The organism is Acinetobacter sp. ANC 4178, assembly GCF_004331175.1.
In the GTDB taxonomy this organism is placed as follows: Bacteria; Pseudomonadota; Gammaproteobacteria; order Pseudomonadales; family Moraxellaceae; genus Acinetobacter.
The window spans coordinates 884,345-902,684 of record NZ_SJOD01000001.1 but is presented as its reverse complement, the minus strand read 5'-3'; the positions used below and the strand labels follow the sequence as shown (position 1 = coordinate 902,684).

Here is an 18,340-nt window from a genome sequence, read left to right as displayed (position 1 = left end):
AAACAATATGAAGGTTCAAGTTAAAGTTCTAGATGCACGTTTAGGACAAGAATGGCCAATGCCAACTTATGCAACGCAAGGTTCTGCTGGTTTAGATTTGCGTGCATGTGTGACTGAACCCACTGTGATTGAACCGGGTCAAACGGTACTGGTTAAAACAGGTTTAGCTATTTATATCGAAGATACGGGTTTTGCAGGTTTAATTTTGCCTCGCTCAGGCTTAGGGCATAAACACGGTATCGTTTTAGGTAATCTTGTGGGTTTGATTGACTCAGACTATCAAGGTGAGCTTATGGTATCGGTATGGAACCGTGGTCAAAATGCATTTACCTTGGAACCAGGTGAACGTTTAGCACAATATGTACTTGTTCCTGTAGTACAAGCAGAATTTGAACAAGTGGACGAATTTGTGGCGACTGAGCGTGGTGCGGGTGGCTTTGGACATACAGGTAAAAACTGATGTTAATATGAAAGAGCCTTTGGGCTCTTTCATTCTGAAATATAAAAGATTTTATTTAATTTCACTTTATAAGCTGTCAACAACACTTAAATAGTATTAACAGTTCAATTCTATTCAGATATAAACTAGAAATATTTTAAAACATTTACGTTGTATGAATAAGACGAATTTTTAAAGTATTCGTTGGGTTCAGAAGTTACAAATATATGAATATTCAACAACCTATATTTCCATGGCAGGTCTTTCGCGCCTATGATATCCGTGGAAAAGTAACGTTATTAACACCCGAACTGGTTGAAGCAATCGCTTATGGTCTGGCCTGCCAGTATCAACAAGCCGCGCAAACCACTGTGGTGATTGGTTATGATGCTCGTTTGAGTAGTCCTGCTTACGCCCAAATTATACAAACAATATTCGAAAAACAAGGGTTTCATGTAGTGAACGTTGGCTGTTGTTCTAGCCCAATGTTGTATTACTCTGCGCGCCAATTTGCAGGCAATGGCATTATGGTGACGGCAAGTCATAATCCGAAAAGTGACAATGGCATCAAGTGGATTATGCAAGGTGAACCGCCGTGTCCTGAAATGATCCAACAAGTTGGTTATGTCGCGAGCTTACAGTTTTCCCCTCAACGTAAAGTACCTTTAACCCATGTTCAGCATCAATTTGATGTGAGCTACTGTTTGCAGTATCAGCAAGCCATCTTAGAAGATATTCAACTGAAACGTCCTTTCCATGTGGTGATTGATGGTTTGCATGGTTCGGCAGGGCGCTGTGCCGTTTTGGTTTTACAAAAATTAGGTTGTCAGGTAACCGCACTGCGTTGTGAATCCAATGGAGAATTTCCTGATCATGCTCCTGATCCATCACAAGCCAGTCATTTAATTGCTTTGACCGAAACAGTTCGAGAGCAACATGCAGATCTTGGCATTGCGCTCGATGGGGATGGTGATCGACTGGTATTGGTTGATGAGCATGGCAGCATCATTAGTGCAGATCGTTTATTGTCTTTATTTGCCGAAATGTGCCTCACTACGCATCCTCAGCATGAAGTGGTATTTGATGTGAAATGCTCGACCATGGTACGCAATACGGTGTGTGAATTGGGTGGGCAAGCCAAAATGATTCGCACAGGCAGTAGCTTTTTAAAGACATATCTTATGCAATCGCGTGGAAAAGCTGTGTTTGGTGGGGAATATGCGGGGCACTATGTGTTTAATGATGGGCGTGGTTTTGGTTATGATGATGGCTTATATGCCGCCTTACGCGTACTTGAATTTTTAAGTCAGCATCCAGATTTCACGCTTTCACAAGCATTGGTCAAATACCCTGAGCGTTGTAGTACCGAAGATACCTATATCAGTACATATAGTGCTGACCCTAAATCATTATTGGCCGATATTGAAGTCCAGAGCCATCACATCGCTGCTCAATTGAGTAAAATTGATGGTGTACGGCTTGATTTTGAAGATGGTTTTGGCATTATTCGAGCATCCAATACTGGCGAATATTTTACTGTTCGTTTTGATGCCGATAATCCTGCTCGTTTAAATGATATTCGGCAATCATTTGTTTCCATGTTAAGTGATCGATATCCTAAAATCGCGCACGACATTTTAAATGCTCATTGAGGAGAGAGGCGAATGCCACACCAGCAGACTGGCATCGACAAAGCACAAATTTTGACTGAAGCTTTGCCGTATATTCAACGTTTTTCAGGTAAAACGCTGGTCGTAAAATATGGCGGCAATGCAATGACCGATCCAGAGCTAGAAAGCTCATTTGCACGGGATATTGTGTTGTTAAAAACCGTAGGTTTAAACCCGATTGTGGTGCATGGTGGTGGTCCTCAAGTTGACTCTTTCCTAAAACAATTGGGTCGTGAGTCTGACCGTATTGATGGTATGCGTGTGACCGACCCTGCAACCATGGAAGTGGTAGAAATGGTGTTGGGTGGCAGTGTGAATAAATCCATTGTGAACCTGATTAACCAACATGGTGGTCGTGCCATTGGTTTAACAGGTAAAGATGGCAACTTAATTCGCGCACGTAAATTGTTGATGCAGAAAAACCAAGAAGATGGTTCTGTCAAAGAAATTGATTTAGGTTTGGTCGGTGAAGTCGTTGGTGTGAAAACTGATGTACTGGAAATGTTTACCCAAAGCGATTTTATTCCAGTCATTGCGCCGTTGGGTGTCGATGATCAGGGTAATACCTACAATATCAATGCTGATCTCGTAGCAGGTAAAGTGGCTGAAGCACTGGGTGCGGAAAAGCTGATTTTACTCACCAATATTACGGGCGTATTGGATGAAAATAAAAACTTACTTACGGGCTTAACCACGCAGGAAGTCGATCGTCTGATTGAAACAGGCGTGATTTATGGGGGCATGATTCCAAAAGTGGGATGTGCCTTAGATGCTGTAAAAGGCGGTGTGGTGAGTGCTCATATTGTGGATGGTCGTGTTCCACATGCAACCTTGTTGGAAATCTTTACCGATCATGGTGTGGGTACATTGATTACCAATCGCGCCAAACACTAATCCATGCGGTTTATCTTGAGTTTAAAGCCAGTCCTTGGGGGCTGGTTTTTTATTGTGGAAATTATTTAACAGCCGTCATTTTTTGGTCATTGTATTGTCATCTGCATTGCCTAGTGTATGAAAAAAGCCAGAAGAGCGCATAACAATGTTTGAAAAGTTGAATCTATATCGTCAAAACTTTACCTTTCCATTACAAAAAAAAGCGACAAAACAAACTCATCAATACCGCTTTGAATGGGTGGAAGATTTAAAACAATTACATGAAGTCCAGAAATTCCGTGCAGCACAATTTTCCCAACAATTTGGAATTACATTCGATCAAGATATCGATCAGGACTTGTATGATTTTGGCTGTGAACATGCGGTACTGCGTGATAAATACAGCAATGAAATCGTTGCCTATACACGTTTAAAACTCTTACAAGGGGCAGATCTAGCACAAAGCTATAGCACCCACGAATTTAAAATTATTGATGAGCTGGGACATTTATCCAATATTGTAGAAATTGGGCGAACTTGTGTACATCATCGCTATCGTTCTGGACGTGCCTTATCCATTTTATGGCTGAATCTAATGCCTAAAGTACTCTGGGAAATGCGGGCCAAATATTTGATTGGTTGTGTCAGTATCCGCCTACAAGGCAATCAGGCGCGTGCTTACTACACGCATCAATATTTAAAACAACTCAGTCCAACGCAGACTTGTGCAATTCAACCGCAAGAGGCATATGAGCCGACACATCCTGAATACAGTTTTGCACAAGATGAAAAAATTCCCAAATTATTCGATGTGTATTTAAAAATGAATGCCAAGTTATCTCAGCAAGCATTTTATGATCGTGAATTTAATTGTCTGGATTATTTTGTTTTACTTGAAGTGAATAAAATGGCGAAGAGTTTTGTCATGAAAAACAGATTCAGCGTTAAGCATGAAAATTACTGAACCTAGCACAGATTAAGATTTACAAGCCTTGCTGTCGTCATGCACAATAAACCCATAGTCTATTAAAGTGTTTATAGTTGCTTATGTGCCAGTTGCTCGGAATGAATTGTGCGACCCCAACGGATATTACCTTCTCTTTCCGTGGTTTTTCACAGCGTGCGGGCATTACTTCCGATCATTGTGATGGCTTCGGTATCGCTTTTTTTGAAGATAAAGCTTGCCGTTTATTTGTCGATAATCAGTCTGCGGTTGAATCTCCAATTGCGGAACTGGTACGGAACTATCCGATTAAATCACGCAATGTGATTGCACATATTCGTAAAGCGACGCAGGGCAAAATTAACTTAGAAAACTCGCATCCTTTTATGCGTGAGTTATGGGGGCGTCAGTGGATTTTTGCCCATAATGGTGACTTACTGGATTTTGATCCGCCTTTAACTGGACATTTTACCCCGATTGGCAATACGGACAGTGAACGCGCATTTTGTTTTTTATTGGATCAATTGGTCGCTAAATTTGGCTATGTTGAGCCATCTTTAAACCAAGTATTTGAGTTGCTGTTGGAAATTGCTCCAAAAATTGCAGAACACGGCACTTTTAACTTTTGCTTATCCAATGGTCAGGCATTATTTAGTTACGCCATTACCAAATTACATTGGTTGGTACGTGAATATCCATTTAAGCCTGCGCAGTTGATTGATCTCGATGTTGAAGTCGATTTTAGTCAAGTGACCACTCCTGAAGATCGTGTCGCCGTAATCACGACCGAACCGTTGACCCAGAATGAAGTTTGGCAGGCATTTCAACCAGGCGAAATGATTTTATTTCAATATGGACAACCCATTCAGCGTGCATTGACTCAGGTCGAACGCTTAGTTCGTGAGCAAGCCAACCCAACGTTAAAACGAATGACTCGCGCTGATCAATATTGAGAGTGGCGCGAGAGTTGCAGAATGATGCTACTTGATTGTTAAAATTAAGGTTTTCATAATTAAAGAAAAAATAAACTTTTTGGTTAAAAAATATCTTATTCTTTTAGTCGGGTATAAACAAATTAATATATATATATCATTATCTTAGTCAAAGATTTTCGCTAAAAACTTGAATCCAGACTGATTTACTTGTTTTTTATTTAAATTTAATACCGTTACTATCCTTTTCAAGTAACGAATGATGAATTTAAAATGGGGGCGTATCAAGATGAAATGGGTTCCAGAATATAATACTGGTATCGATGTGATTGATGATCAGCATAAGCGAATCCTTGATTATATTAATGAAATTAATGATATTGCTCTTCACACCGACCGTGACCGCATTAAACAGATTCTCGATAATATTATTGATTACACCCAGTCGCATTTTACCTTTGAAGAATCTCTACAAGAAGAAGCGGGTTATAAATACCGTGTGCCGCATAAACGTGTGCATGACTTATTTATTAAAAAAATTGAGTCGTACCGTGACCGTTTTGAAATGGGGCACTCGATTGAAGCAGAATTACATGAAGTCTTGGCGAAATGGCTCATTAACCATATCCAACACGATGATGCTGATTATGTTGGTGCTGTCAAAGAAAACATGATGGGAATTATTAAAGAAAAAGAAAAGAAAAAGGGCAAGAATTGGTTTGCTCGTTTCTTCTCTTAAGTACAGTAAGGTCTAAGATTCAGCAGGGACATGCTGTGCAAAAGAATTAAAAAGCTAAAAAAAGAAATAAAAGCATTGGCGCAGCAAGCCATCGAATGCGGTGGTTTGCTTTTCTTTTTGATTTTCATGCATGAGAAAGGCAAAATAGCGATAGATTTTTATTAGGAATGCATCATGCAGGACAATGCTATGTCACGATGGTTATCGCCGCTGATGGCTTTTTGTTTGTCATTCATCATTATTGCCACTGTGGCACCTATAGTGGGAATACAAACAGAGCGTCAACTTGATTTCTGGTTGCTTTGGTTAGGCACTATGTTGGTTTTGGCTTTGCCAGTTTGCTATTTAGAAATTGCTTTAGCAAAGCGTTCGAAAACTACAGCATTAAATGCACTGTCTAATTTAACGCGTGATGCGGATGCATCTCCAAGATGGCGTCTGGTCGGCTGGATGGCGGTGGTGTTTATTCCATTTCTAGCGGGTGCGATGTTATTTAGTGTTAGCCAATATAGTGCGCAGTGGTTGATTCAAGGATTTGCCCCTCAATACATTTTTGTGGGTACTGCTGTCGCAGCGGTAATTCTCTCATTGGCTCCGTGTTTAGTTCTCGCTGTGATTACGGCATTGGGTGTTATTGCAGCGCTAATTTTTGCACAAGTGAGTGGCGTGGCGTTACCCGCTTGGCAAATGACTGCACTTGAGTTTGGTGAGTGGGGCAGTGCGACTGTATTGGCATTGGTGGCGAGTGGTTTAGGCTTAGGACTGTATTGGCAGACTAGCTTAGTCCAAGCTAAACAAGATGATGCAGCAAGCAAAACCGTATTGCCAATTTGGATTGCGCAATTGGTTGCTGTTTTGGCATTCGCCTATTTTGCTGTAGCGGCAAAATTACCTGTGATTGCTCTATTGGTCGCAACTGTTGCTGGAGCGGCATTACTGCTACAACTTGCACGTGAGCAATTAGCACAACGTCAGATGATGGTTGCGGTGCAATGGGCCATTCTCGTTGCGGCCGTGTTTGTGTGGGCTATTCCAGAAATTACATCCGTGTTCCATATTATCTTGGTGCTTTGGGGCTTAGTGATTTGCTTAATTTATGCAGTTTTTGTGGGTTGGATCATGAAAATCAGCCATTTGCGCAAAGCCATGAATTTCAGTAACGAGCTGTTTTATAATGTTTGGCGTATTGCGGTGCGTATTGTATTACCACTGTCTATTCTGCTGGCAATTGTGTCGGTATTAGGGCAATTGATTTGATGACTGAGCAAGCCAAAGTGTGGGTGGCCTATGCGACTTCCGAACAGCAGTTTCATTTGGAAGTTGCTTTTCAATCGGGCATGACCGCATTAGATGCAATTGAGCAAAGTGGAATTCGAGAGCAGGTTGAGCTTCCCGAAATTTTGCAGTTGGGGATTTTTGGTGTACGCCTACAAGACTCAGCACAATTGCTACAAGTTGGTGATCGGGTTGAAATTTATCGGGCGCTGACCATTAATCCAAAGGATATTCGGCGTAACCGAGCAGCCAATAACCCTGTGGGACGCTATGCCAAAGGCAATCGCTTTAAACAATTGAAATGATATGAAAAACCCCTCAATGAGGGGTTTCTTTTTATTTTAAAGCGTCTATAGTGGGGGCGCAGTTAAAATCGCTTCTTTCGATCCAGGTAAACCAGGTTGTGATTCTGGAATCGTTTCTAGACCCTCAATTTTGTTCACAACACCGTTTTGATCGAAGTAAATTTTCAAATGCTGACCATGCGCTGCTGGGATCTTGGCTTTTTTAGCATAAGTTCCTGGGATATAATTGTAGACGTAGTCCCATCGTAATGGATTTAATGGATCTGTAATGGTTGGACTACCGAGTAAGAAACGCACTTGTTGGTAACTCATGCCGACTTGGATTTTTGAGGCTTGGGCTTGTGTTAATGGTGTTCCTTGAGGAATATCTACTTTATAAACGCCCAAGGTCGAACAGCCCGCGAGCAGTGAAGTGACGAATAACGTCAACATGATTTTTTGCATTTTGCTACACTATCCCAAATTAATTTTGATGCATTTGATCCACGGATAGATCATACTGCATCTTAACTTTGTTGCATATTCCAACTTTAAATTTGTTGAGAGAGACCTTTTTACATGCCTATTTCAAACCAAGACTTACGCAAAGCTGGACTTAAAGTTACACTTCCACGAATTAAAATATTAGAATTATTAGAAAATTCAAAGCAACATCATTTAAGCGCGGAAGATATCTATAAGACTTTACTCGAACAGGGTGAAGATGTCGGTTTAGCAACTGTTTACCGCGTGTTAACGCAATTCGAAGCTGCTGGTATTATTCAGCGTCACCATTTTGAAAACAATCATTCTGTTTTTGAAATTATGCAAGATGATCACCACGATCACATTGTGTGCCAAAACTGTAATAAAGTTGTTGAATTTACTAACGAAGTTATTGAACATGAACAACATACAGTGGCAGAAAAACATGGATTTACCTTAACAGGTCATTCATTAAATCTGTATGGCTACTGTGATGAGCAAGAATGTCAGGATGCATTACGTAAAAAGTAATGTAACTTAACGACTTGGCGAACATAAAAAAAGGCTTCTGAATGAAGCCTTTTTTATTGTTTGACGGGAATAGATTTTAGCTTGACTCAATGTTACTCATAGACATTTAAGACACAATCTGAATACGGCTGGAACCCGAACCCATGGGTTGTACCTGAATTTGAACAGGAATGCGTTCATGCATTTCTTGAATATGCGAGATCAACACGACTTTGCGTCCTTGATTTTGTAATTGGTCAAATGCATTCATCACCATATGTAAAGATGAGGCATCTAAAGTGCCAAAACCTTCATCAATAAATAGCGATTCGATTTTCATCGAGCCAGCTGCCATATTGGCAATTGCCAAGGATAAAGCCAAGGCAGTCAGGAAGGATTCACCGCCTGAAAGTGAAGCAACCGAACGGGTTTCACCATCCATATCATGGTCGATAATGGCAAGGCTGAGCGAGTTATCCAAGCGCTTTAAGGTATAACGTTGTGATAGGAGTGTTAATTGTTGGTTGGCATATTCGATTAAAATATCAAGATGATATTGTTGAGCCAAGTCGCGGAACTTTTTCCCTGTCGCATCGCCCATGAGACCTGAAATTTTAGCCCAACGATGTTCTTGTTGCTGAATTTCTTGGATTTGGGCTGCGAATTGCTGCTGCTTGGCTAAATTTTGCTGATGTAATTCCAGTGATAATTTGAGTTGATCACGGTGTTCCGCCAGTTGTTGTAATTGCGCTGTGTTTTGCTCAAGTAACTGGAGCAATTGGTCGTGGTGAATCTCAGGTTGTTGTTGCTGATGTTGCTGTAATTGCGCTTGCAGTGTTTGCAAGGCATAAGCAGCTTCATTCAATTGACGATCTGCCTGTTGCACAGATAAACGCAGTTGTTGTTCCTGAGTGGAGGAAATTGCAAGCAGTGTTTTTAAGAGTGGTTCGGAAAATTCACTGTGCTGTGTTAACCATGTTGAAATTTCTGTTTGAGTTTGCTCCAGCGCAAGTTGTTGTTGTTGCTGCTGTGCTTTCAGTTGTTCCAAGGCATTTTTGTGTTGTTCAAAATTTTGACGTGCTTGTTCAAAACTGAGTTTGAGCTGTTGATATTGTTGTTGCAATTGTTGACGTTGTTGATCGTGCTGCTGAAGCCATTCGGTGGCTTTAAGCTCAGTTGAGCCAGTCATGTTGGCAATGAGTTGCTGAGCTGCTTCAGCATTGTGCTTGCCTTTGGCTTCAACTTCTTTGAGTTGTTGCGTGAGCTCGATGTGTTGAACAGTCAAACTGCTGAGATTCGCTTTAACAATAAGTAGTTGTTGTTCAGCGTGTTCTTTCTGCTTATTTAAGCGATCACGTTGTTCAATTTGCTGTGCCCGTTGTTGTAAACATTGCATTGTCTGTTGGGCAGTCAGTAGCGGTTGTTCTACCCACGTAGCTTGTTGATGTGGCGCTAAACAATCAATAATCTGTTGGATTTGTTGTTGCCACTGCTGCACTGATGCGAGTTGGTGTGTACTGTGTTGAATGCCTTGTGTGAGTTGCAATTGCTCTTTATAAGCTTGATTAAGTTGTTGTAAATCGAGTTCAGTCTGCTGTTTGAGTTGTGTACTTTCTGCAATGCAACCTTGTAGCGTGACCAAGACTTCCTGTTGAGGATGAGTTAAATCTAAAGGCAGCTCGAATAGAGTGAAGTGTTGATGTAACTCATTTTCTTGTTGTGCAGATTTTTGCTTGAGCTGTTGTAACGAATGTTGCAATTGGACTTGCTCAGTGCCAATTTGAGTCAGTTGTTGTTGAGCGGTTTGCCAAAGGTGCAGACATTGTTGTTCTTGTTGAATCGCCTGTTGTTCTTGCTGTTGTTGCAGTTCATACAATGCCTTCGAGACCTGATTTTCATCATCACGATAGGGGTGTTCGGTACTGCCACAGACAAGGCAGGCTTCCCCTTGTTTTAATGCTGCGCGCAAATGTTCAATATTTTCGGTATGTAACAAGCGCTGTTGTTGTAAGAAACTTTGTAGTTTTTCTCGCTCAGCTTTTGCAGACTGAAATTCGACTTCTGCCTGTTGAGTACTTTGTAAGAGTTGTTGCTGTTGTTGTTGAATGCTGTTTAGTTTGTCTTGCAGACTCAGGATTTCATTGCTTAAGGTAAAGAAATACTCCAGTTTTTGCTGAACTGAATCCAGTTGATTGAGTCGCGTGAGTTGTTGCTCTCTATTTTTCTGTTGCAGTTCTCGTTGGGTTTCAATTTGAGCACTTGCTCCAAACTCTGCGATTAATTTTTGTAGCAGAATTTTGTCTTGATCAAGTTGTTGCTGTGCTTGCGGGATATTTCCTAAGCTTGATTCAACTTTCTGATACTGCTGAATAAATTGATTGATCTGCTGAAGATGAGCCTGTAAACCTTGGTCTAAACTTGCAAATTGATCGCTATTTTGTAATTGAGTAGCACAGAATTGCTGCTGAGTGATCAATTGTTGTAGTTGTTGTTCAAACTGTTGTTGCTGTTCGAGTAAGGGTTGCTGCTGCATATCTAGTTGTTGCAAGCGACTTTTGGTCTTTTTATATTCATCAGCAATATAGTCGCGTTCTTGCACATATTTACGAACATCACTCAATGCTTGCTGATGTTGTAGCTCAAAATCTTGTAACCGATGTAATGCAGTTTCGGCATGCTGAAAACGATTTTTTTCTTGCTCAAACTGGCTACTTAAGCTCGTAAAGCGATGCTGTTGTTGCTGAATTTGTGGTTCAAGCTGCTGTAGGCTGTTGAGAATGTGCTGTTGTTGAAATACAAGGGGACGTATTGCTGAAAAAGTTTCTAATTGGCTCAGTTGCTGGCGATCTTGCGCTAAGGCAGTATGTGCTTGCTGTTGTGTTTCATATTGCTGCTGTTTAAGCCCAAGCTCTTGTTGCAATTTAAACAGTTGTGCAAACCATTGTTGTTGTTGAAGATACTTTGATTTTTCCTGTTCGAGTTTTTGATAATTCTGTTGTGCAGTTTCATATTGACTGCGTAGCGCTGTAATTTCTTCTTCGGAGCGAATTTCAATATGACCTAAGACATTTTCCAGTTCTTTACGCTGCGTTGCAATCGATTTGGTTTTTTCATAAGCCAACTGTCCAATTTTGCCAAAAATACTGGAATTGGTCAGATATTCCAATAATTCGCCCCGTTCATTGTCGCGGGCTTTTAAAAAAGCAGTCACTTCAGACTGTGCCAATAACACCGCGCGGGTAAATTGTTCAAAACTGAGTTGGGTAATCTGTTGAATATGGGTTTCTACGGCCTTACTTTTATCAGCAACCACCACATCGTCAGTTAAACATTTTAAGTAACGTTGTACATTTTGTAATTTGCCCGAAGCACTTTCACGTGCACGTTTGACTTCCCATCGAGCCAAATAACATTTTTGGTCTTGGGCGATAAAACATAATTCGGCAAAACCATGACCAGTGCCCCGACGTAAAACCGTGAGTGGTGAATTGGTCAGTAATTCTGAACCATCGCTATCGAGTAATTTGCCATCACTGTCTTTGAGGCGCGGAATTTTGTTGAACAGTGCTAAGCACATCGCATCTAAAATGGTCGATTTACCCGCACCCGTTTTACCTACAATTGCAATTAAACCCGCACTGGCCAGTGGTTCAGCATCAAAGTCAATGACGTGCTCACCCGCGAGAGATGCCAGATTTTTAATTCGAATGGATAAAATTTTCATGGCAACCCTTTAACCGTTTTGTTCTTCTTCTAAAGCTTTTTCTGCCTCATGTACCAAACTCATAAAGTCATTTAGCACATCATCATCGCTAGAATAGCCGTGCTTTTCCCATACATTTTGGAACAGTTGTACTGGCGTTGGCGGTTCAAGCTGTATCGCCACATTTGATGCATCTTGCTCTGAAGATAAATATTGGCGTGAAATTCGAACTAGACGATAGCGACCTTGGGGCAGCGCTTGTTCAAATTGTTGACGTAAATTGGGAGGTGGAGGCGTCAAGCTATGATATTCAATATCGACATATTCACGTTGATCAATATTCTCAATTTCACCTGTCGCTAAATTGCTAAGTTGTTGCAGCACCTCATGCATTTCGCCGCGAATACGGTGTAGGGCGATACTGCGTGGAATGGGCAATATTTCAAGCTGTAAGCGTTCTGAGGGAGCGAGTTGCGGATCGATGTTAATTTCTAACACTTGGTGTTTGTAATTGACTTCGCTAAAGGATAATGGGATAGGCGAGCCGCTATACCGAATATGGTCTTGTCCAACTTTTTGTGGCTTGTGTAAATGACCTAATGCCACATAATCAATGACTTCATCAAACAGTGCCGTGGAAAGTGCCTCTTCATTACCAATAATAATAGGACGTTCTGAATCGGAGGTTTCCGCACCTTGCATATGAGCATGCGACATCAGGATCAGGGCTTGATCGTCCGTTTTACGTTGTTTGGCTTCGGCAATGAGCTGTTGGTGTAAATGGGCGATAGCCGCTTTACTGTCACTGGTCTGTTCATTGATTCCTGTAATTTCGGCAGGACGTAAAAATGGCAGGCTTAAGCACCAAGCCACAATGTGCTGCTGTTCATTATAAATAGGAATAAGTAAGCGATTTAAATCGAGCTGTCCTTCGGTGTTTTTATGAATGACTCCAACGGCTTTGGCATTGTATTTAGACAGCAGTGGCTCCACTTGTTCAATACGATAGCCTGAGTCATGGTTGCCTGCAATCATGAGGGTTTGCATGTGCGGAGCCACCGCATGTGCATCTGCTAAAAATTGATAAAGTTGCTTTTGCGCACTGGATGCGGGGTTAATCACATCGAAAATATCCCCTGCAATAAGTAGGGCATGTGGCTGTTTTAATTTAATTTGATCAATCAGCCACGTTAAAAACTGTTCATGTTCATACTGACGGGAGTGGTTATAAAAAAATTGTCCCAAGTGCCAGTCAGATGTATGAAAAAAGCGGACAGTCATGTGATCTCAAAGCGTGAAAATACCGCGTATAACTTAGCATATTTTACATGCCCAGATCTGCTGTCGATGATTAAGGCGACAATTTTAGTCGCAAGAACATGATTCTTTAAGCCGCGTTTGGATCGAGTTGTACCACGCCAAAAGTGTTGTGATCTGGGTCGATGAAATAACCTTGCCAGCATTTATTCGGAATAGCGAATTTGGGCATGGCTTCTTGCCCTCCCAGCGCTAAAATTTTGGCAGCCGTTGCATCAAAATCTTCGACTTGAATAGAACATGTAAACGCATTGGTACCACAATGTGTCGGTGGCGTTTCCACGGGACGCTTCAATAAACCGCCATGTAGATTCGCGGTATCAATTTGATAATATTCGATGGGTAGACCCTCAACCTTGGTAAATGTCCAACCAAAGATCGCTTGGTAAAATTGAAGATCACGTTCAGGGTTTGAAGATTGAATTTCAAAGTAGACCAAAGGCTGCATGATCTGAGTTCCTATTTTTATTGTTCTGAAAAATAAAGACCGACGATTCGAGTGATGATGAAATCGTCGGTCAAAAAACGCTGGATACACCAAACTTTTAAGCTGCTGTTTTAAAAGTTTGACGTTCACGCCAAGCTTATTGCTTTTGGTAGAAGGTCGCCGAAAATATTGTGGATGCCAGTACACATTGACGGTTTCGAACCTTGTACTCTTAATAACGTGGACAAGTTTGAATTGGTTGACAAGAAAATTAAAAAAGATTGAATTTTTTTTTATAATAGCGTTTTGCCCTTGTTGAGCTGTATCCATGATACCACTGCGCCGCTATTTTATTTGGTTTTTTGTACTGTGCTTTCTATTCACATGTATTTGCGGTGTGTTGGCAGCATTAATGCCAAGAGGGATGGGAGGTATACTCACCGCAGTGCCTTATTTGGTGGCAATGATCTGGGTATTATTGAAATTTCTGAAACAGCAAAAGCGTGCCCCAACCCAAGCAGAACGTAAAAAGTTTACGCTGGGTTTTAGCCTGATTTTTTGGGGATATAACTTATTGGGCTTATTGGCAGGAATTTATTTCTTCTCCCGTAGTAATCCAAGCATTTGGCAAGACTTACTACTGTATTTGCAACAACCGCAATTTATGGCGGTGGTATTAATTATGTTTCTACTCATTGCCATTCCATTATATATTTTAACCTATTGGTTTTATGGCGCTCAAGCTCAACGGATGGCGAACAAAATGTTGGGTTAATGCATATAAGCTTGTATTTGTTGTCTTTCTCATTTATAGATAAAACATCTAACCAAGAGATTGTTTTATGTACAAGCCTGTGGTGTTGATTACGGGAGCTTCTGGGTTTATTGGTTCGTATTTAGTGACCTATTTATTAGAACGAGATTTTCAGGTCATCGGTATTTCAAGGAAACCACAAACTCGAACACATCCTGATTTAAGCTGGGTTCAGCACTTTGATGAGCTGCAACATCAAACCATTGATTATGTAATCAATTTGGCTGGTGAGAGTATTGCTCAAGGTCGATGGACTGCACAGCGTAAGCAGAAGTTGATTCAGAGTCGGGTTAAACTGACCGAAGACTTGTATCGTTATTTGCAACAACGGCAAATTTTTCCGAAATGTATTTTGTCGGGTTCGGCGGTGGGCTATTACGGCATTGATCCTTTGGAGCAATGGCAGCAAGTTTGTACAGAGGAATCTCAAGCTCAAGACATTTTTATGTCGCAGCTTTGTCAACAATGGGAGCGGGCAGCACTGGCAGATCCTCAGCAAAATACCAAGATTATGCGTTTAGGGGTTGTGTTTGGACGTGGCGGTGGCATTTTGCCGCAGATGTTGTTTCCAATTAAATGGAATTTGGTTGGACGGATTGGGCATGGGCGGCAACCTGTAGTTTGGGTGCACATTCAAGATGTATTACGTGCAGTAGAATTTATTCTGACCCATGAGACCGAACAGAAAATTTTTAATGTGGTGGCGCCAGAAAAGGTGACACAAAGTCAATTTGCGAATATTGCCGCAGTTAGTTTAAACCGACATCCTTTTTTAAATATGCCCGCTTGGGTTTTTAAATGTTTATTGGGGGAGCAATCGCAATTGATTTTAAATGGTCAATTTGTACAACCCAAAACTTTGCAGCAAGTCGGTTTTGAGTTTGCTTATCCCACGTTAAAAGAAGCATTGAAACAGCTACTTTAATTTGAGTTCATGCTTTTAACTGGTGATTATTTCAGACTTGAGCAAGTGTTCAGGGCTATAAGCAGCCGCATTCACCGATGTCGGTTGCTTCAGCATAAGCTGACGCAATAGTTGTGCCGATGCGGGCCCCATACATAAACCATTTCTAAAATGCCCGAGGTTGACCCAGACATTATGCAGATGAGGTAGCTGACCAATGTAGGGAATACCTTCGGGCGAACTTGGACGTAAGCCAGCCCAATTTTGCACTACAGGGAATTGAGCTAACTCAGGCACCATTTCATAAGCAGCTTCTAAAATATTCTGTTGAATCTGATCCGAAGTTTCAGCATTAAACCCACACTCTTGCATGCTGGAACCACAGACAATATGACCATCCATCCGAGGAATGAGATACATCACCCGATTCATACACATGGTTGGTAACCAGTGGGCAGGGGCTTTAATCAGCGCCATTTGACCTTGTACAGGACGAACGGGTAGTTCTAAGCCTAGTTGATCTGACCATAAACTTGACCAAGCACCCGTTGTTAGCACAAATTGATCGGCATAGACTTTTTGCCCAGCTTCAGTTTCGACATATTCAACTTTGTCATGCTGAATCTGAAACTTGTGAATCGGTGTTTGATCGAAAAATTGAACCTTTGGATGCTGTTCTAAATAATTTCGCAGGGATTGTAGCAGTCGAGGATTACGGACATTGGCGATTTCTGGAAAGTAAATCGCATGTTGAAATTGTTCGGAAAGATGCGGATTGACCTGATCTAATTGTTCACGCTGCAAGTATTCGCAGTGCTGCATGGGTTCTTGGAATTGAGTTTTATAATTTAAACCAATTTCAAAATCGGCTTCATCCAAAATTAACATACCCGTTTCATGAATCTGAAAATCAATCCCTGTAACTGGCTGTAATTTTTCATTCCAAGTTTGGTACAGGGCTTTACCATGTTGCGCCAAGTGATTGACAGCACGTGGATAGCGCCAAGGGTACATTGGAGAAAGAATACCGCCACCCGCCCAAGAGGCCTGTCCTGCATAGCTTTGGTTATAAATGCTGACCTGACAGCCTTGTTCAACCAGTTCTAAAGCCGACAATAGACCACTAATGCCAGCCCCAATAATGACGATATTCATAAGGTTTTGAGATCAATTAGTTCATGGCTTTCAGTTTAAGGGCTGCTTCTTCTGCGAAGTAGGTCCAAATACCATCTGCACCCGCACGACGACAGCTCATCAAGGATTCAATAATGACTTGATCGGATAACCAGCCATTTTGAATCGCACCCGCTAACATCGCGTATTCACCACTGACTTGATAAACAAAAGTTGGAACACCAAAGGTATCTTTGACTTCACGCACAATGTCTAAGTATGGCATTCCCGGTTTAACAATCACCATGTCTGCACCTTCTTGAATATCTAGTGCAATTTCATGTAAAGCTTCAGCGCGATTGCCGACATCCATTTGGTAATTGTATTTATTGCCACCTTTTAGGTTGCTGGCAGATCCAACTGCATCACGGAATGGACCATAAAAGCTTGATGCGTATTTGGCTGAATAGGCCATAATGTTGGTATAGATATGTCCATTGGCCTCTAAAGCATGGCGAATGGCACCAATACGACCATCCATCATGTCACTCGGTGCAACGACATCTGCACCTGCTTCTGCATGACTCAAAGCTTGTTTAATCAGGCATTCGACGGTTTCGTCATTCAGAACATAACCTGTGTCATCAATAATGCCATCTTGACCGTGGGTGGTATAAGGATCGAGGGCACCATCGGTAATGAGCACCATTTCAGGCAGTTCTTTTTTGAGTAAGCGAACGGTATTTTGCACTAAACCATCGTCGCGCCATGCGTCTTCAGCAGTTAAACTTTTATCTTCTTGTGGCGTAACAGGGAACAGTGCCAATTTAGAGACACCAAGTTCTAATAACGTTTCCGCTTTTTTGAGTAAGAGATCAGCAGAAAGGCGCTGAATCTTCGGCATGCTTGGAATGTCTTGAGTTTGGTTTTGTCCTGGGAGGACAAATACAGGATAAATTAAGTGATCAGTCGTGAGTTGTGTTTCCCTGACCATGGCACGTAATTGGTCATTTTTTCGAATACGACGCATACGGGTGGCAGGAAATGCTGGGCGATTGAACGTATAAGTCATAACAATCTCACTGATCAGTATTAAACTAGGCGGTATTGTAGACCCATCCAGTAGCTTTAGGGGCAAAATGCGGTCGTTTTTTCAAAATTTAAGGTATTTGGGTGATTTATGAGCGATATGGAAAAGAAATGGACGGGAGGCATCCACTTGGGGGCAAAGGTCGATATTGATGTGGTCTTGCAGCAATTGTGTCATGCCTTTAATAGTTCGCCATTTTTCTCCCATAATGGCATGACCATGCGCGTGGTCGATCAGCAAATTGAAGGCTATATTGAAATGCAACCGTATATGATTGGAAATGTTGCTTTTCAAATTCTACATGGTGGTGTTGCTGCGACGATTTTGGATAGTGTTGGGGGAATCGTGGCCATGGGGGAGCTGTATAAACGCGCTGAACCAGAGCAATTGCCTGATACCATTAAGAAAGTGACGCGACTGGCAACAGTGGATATGCGAGTTGATTATTTAGCTCCGGGACGTGGCAAGTTCTTTATTGCTCGTGCAGAAACGCTGCGCTTAGGTCGTAAAGGCTGTACTATGCGTATGACTTTGGTAAACGATGAAGATAAAGCGATTGCGACTGCAATTGCATCTTATGCATTCTAAAGTAGTTGAAAAGTAAATTATTTTATTTGAAAGGTATCCCTCAAAATAAGTTTCAAGTTGCCAAGATAATGGCAGCTTGAATCAATTAATAAACCGACCAGTCTAAAAAATAATTTCTCATATCATGAGTTTTTTATTTAAAATTCCTAGCCAAATTCATATTAAAGAAATGACTTTCTCATCCACACAGCTCAAGCCATGTTTTAAACAGTAAAATGGCTTGAGCTGTGGAT

General features: G+C 41.4%; 18 protein-coding genes. 12 read left to right on the top strand and 6 right to left on the bottom strand.

Annotation, left to right across the window (positions count from 1 at the left end; translation table 11 throughout):
- Positions 1-7 precede the first annotated feature (7 nt).
- The 8 genes from dut (at position 8) to E0H87_RS04255 (ending at position 7,176) form a co-directional block, all read left to right on the top strand.
- Complete coding sequence (dut, locus tag E0H87_RS04290) at positions 8-460, top strand: dUTP diphosphatase (protein ID WP_116762032.1); 453 nt, start codon at positions 8-10, stop codon at positions 458-460.
- Between the two features lie 206 nt (positions 461-666).
- The gene (locus tag E0H87_RS04285; RefSeq protein ID WP_131322457.1) at positions 667-2,091 is read left to right on the top strand and encodes a phosphomannomutase/phosphoglucomutase; all 1,425 of its coding nucleotides are present in this window, start codon (positions 667-669) and stop codon (positions 2,089-2,091) included.
- Positions 2,092-2,103: 12 nt separating this feature from the next.
- Complete coding sequence (gene argB / locus E0H87_RS04280; protein ID WP_116762036.1) at positions 2,104-3,003, top strand: acetylglutamate kinase; 900 nt, start codon at positions 2,104-2,106, stop codon at positions 3,001-3,003.
- 145 nt (positions 3,004-3,148) lie between these two features.
- The gene (locus tag E0H87_RS04275; protein WP_131322456.1) at positions 3,149-3,946 is read left to right on the top strand and encodes a GNAT family N-acetyltransferase; all 798 of its coding nucleotides are present in this window, start codon (positions 3,149-3,151) and stop codon (positions 3,944-3,946) included.
- Positions 3,947-4,029: 83 nt separating this feature from the next.
- Positions 4,030-4,878 carry a class II glutamine amidotransferase gene (locus tag E0H87_RS04270; RefSeq protein ID WP_131322455.1) on the top strand — a complete coding sequence of 283 codons (849 nt, stop codon included), beginning with the start codon at positions 4,030-4,032 and terminating at the stop codon, positions 4,876-4,878.
- Positions 4,879-5,140: 262 nt separating this feature from the next.
- Entirely contained in the window at positions 5,141-5,596 is a 456-nt protein-coding gene (locus E0H87_RS04265; RefSeq protein ID WP_044738243.1) for a bacteriohemerythrin, read from the top strand.
- Between the two features lie 174 nt (positions 5,597-5,770).
- Positions 5,771-6,853, top strand: coding sequence for a hypothetical protein (locus E0H87_RS04260; RefSeq protein ID WP_131322454.1), 1,083 nt, complete (start codon positions 5,771-5,773; stop codon positions 6,851-6,853).
- The gene (locus tag E0H87_RS04255; RefSeq protein WP_131322453.1) at positions 6,853-7,176 is read left to right on the top strand and encodes an RnfH family protein; all 324 of its coding nucleotides are present in this window, start codon (positions 6,853-6,855) and stop codon (positions 7,174-7,176) included. The genes E0H87_RS04260 and E0H87_RS04255 overlap by 1 nt, the downstream gene beginning before the upstream one ends.
- 45 nt (positions 7,177-7,221) lie before the next feature.
- Here E0H87_RS04255 and E0H87_RS04250 read toward each other — a convergent pair whose 3' ends face one another.
- Positions 7,222-7,620: an outer membrane protein assembly factor BamE gene (locus E0H87_RS04250; RefSeq protein ID WP_131322452.1), complete on the bottom strand. Its 399-nt coding sequence runs from the start codon at positions 7,618-7,620 to the stop codon at positions 7,222-7,224.
- A gap of 114 nt (positions 7,621-7,734) precedes the next feature.
- Between E0H87_RS04250 and fur the strand changes: the two genes are divergently transcribed.
- On the top strand, positions 7,735-8,172 hold the full coding sequence (gene fur / locus E0H87_RS04245) for a ferric iron uptake transcriptional regulator (protein ID WP_131322451.1): 438 nt from the start codon (positions 7,735-7,737) through the stop codon (positions 8,170-8,172).
- A 106-nt stretch (positions 8,173-8,278) separates the two neighbouring features.
- On the opposite strand, the gene E0H87_RS04240 is transcribed toward fur, so the two are convergent.
- From E0H87_RS04240 to E0H87_RS04230, 3 genes are all read right to left on the bottom strand, one after another.
- Complete coding sequence (locus E0H87_RS04240) at positions 8,279-11,875, bottom strand: SbcC/MukB-like Walker B domain-containing protein (RefSeq protein WP_131322450.1); 3,597 nt, start codon at positions 11,873-11,875, stop codon at positions 8,279-8,281.
- Between the two features lie 9 nt (positions 11,876-11,884).
- Positions 11,885-13,135 (bottom strand): exonuclease SbcCD subunit D, encoded by a 1,251-nt coding sequence (locus E0H87_RS04235; RefSeq protein WP_131322449.1) that lies wholly within the window; start codon positions 13,133-13,135, stop codon positions 11,885-11,887.
- 106 nt (positions 13,136-13,241) lie between these two features.
- The gene (locus tag E0H87_RS04230; protein ID WP_131322448.1) at positions 13,242-13,619 is read right to left on the bottom strand and encodes a VOC family protein; all 378 of its coding nucleotides are present in this window, start codon (positions 13,617-13,619) and stop codon (positions 13,242-13,244) included.
- A gap of 307 nt (positions 13,620-13,926) precedes the next feature.
- On the opposite strand from E0H87_RS04230, the gene E0H87_RS04225 reads away from it, so the two are divergent.
- Both E0H87_RS04225 and E0H87_RS04220 read left to right on the top strand, forming a co-directional pair.
- A complete protein-coding gene (locus E0H87_RS04225) occupies positions 13,927-14,373 on the top strand; it encodes an ABZJ_00895 family protein (RefSeq protein WP_131322447.1) in 447 nt (148 codons plus the stop codon).
- 67 nt (positions 14,374-14,440) lie between these two features.
- Positions 14,441-15,337 (top strand): TIGR01777 family oxidoreductase, encoded by an 897-nt coding sequence (locus E0H87_RS04220; RefSeq protein ID WP_131322446.1) that lies wholly within the window; start codon positions 14,441-14,443, stop codon positions 15,335-15,337.
- Positions 15,338-15,352: 15 nt separating this feature from the next.
- Here the strand turns inward: E0H87_RS04220 and E0H87_RS04215 are convergent, their stop codons facing one another.
- Positions 15,353-16,471, bottom strand: a complete 1,119-nt coding sequence (locus tag E0H87_RS04215; RefSeq protein ID WP_131322445.1) for an NAD(P)/FAD-dependent oxidoreductase — start codon at positions 16,469-16,471, stop codon at positions 15,353-15,355.
- A 16-nt stretch (positions 16,472-16,487) separates the two neighbouring features.
- Positions 16,488-17,501, bottom strand: coding sequence for a porphobilinogen synthase (gene hemB, locus E0H87_RS04210; RefSeq protein ID WP_131322444.1), 1,014 nt, complete (start codon positions 17,499-17,501; stop codon positions 16,488-16,490).
- Between the two features lie 108 nt (positions 17,502-17,609).
- Between hemB and E0H87_RS04205 the strand changes: the two genes are divergently transcribed.
- Positions 17,610-18,107: a thioesterase family protein gene (locus E0H87_RS04205; protein WP_131322443.1), complete on the top strand. Its 498-nt coding sequence runs from the start codon at positions 17,610-17,612 to the stop codon at positions 18,105-18,107.
- Positions 18,108-18,340 lie beyond the last annotated feature (233 nt).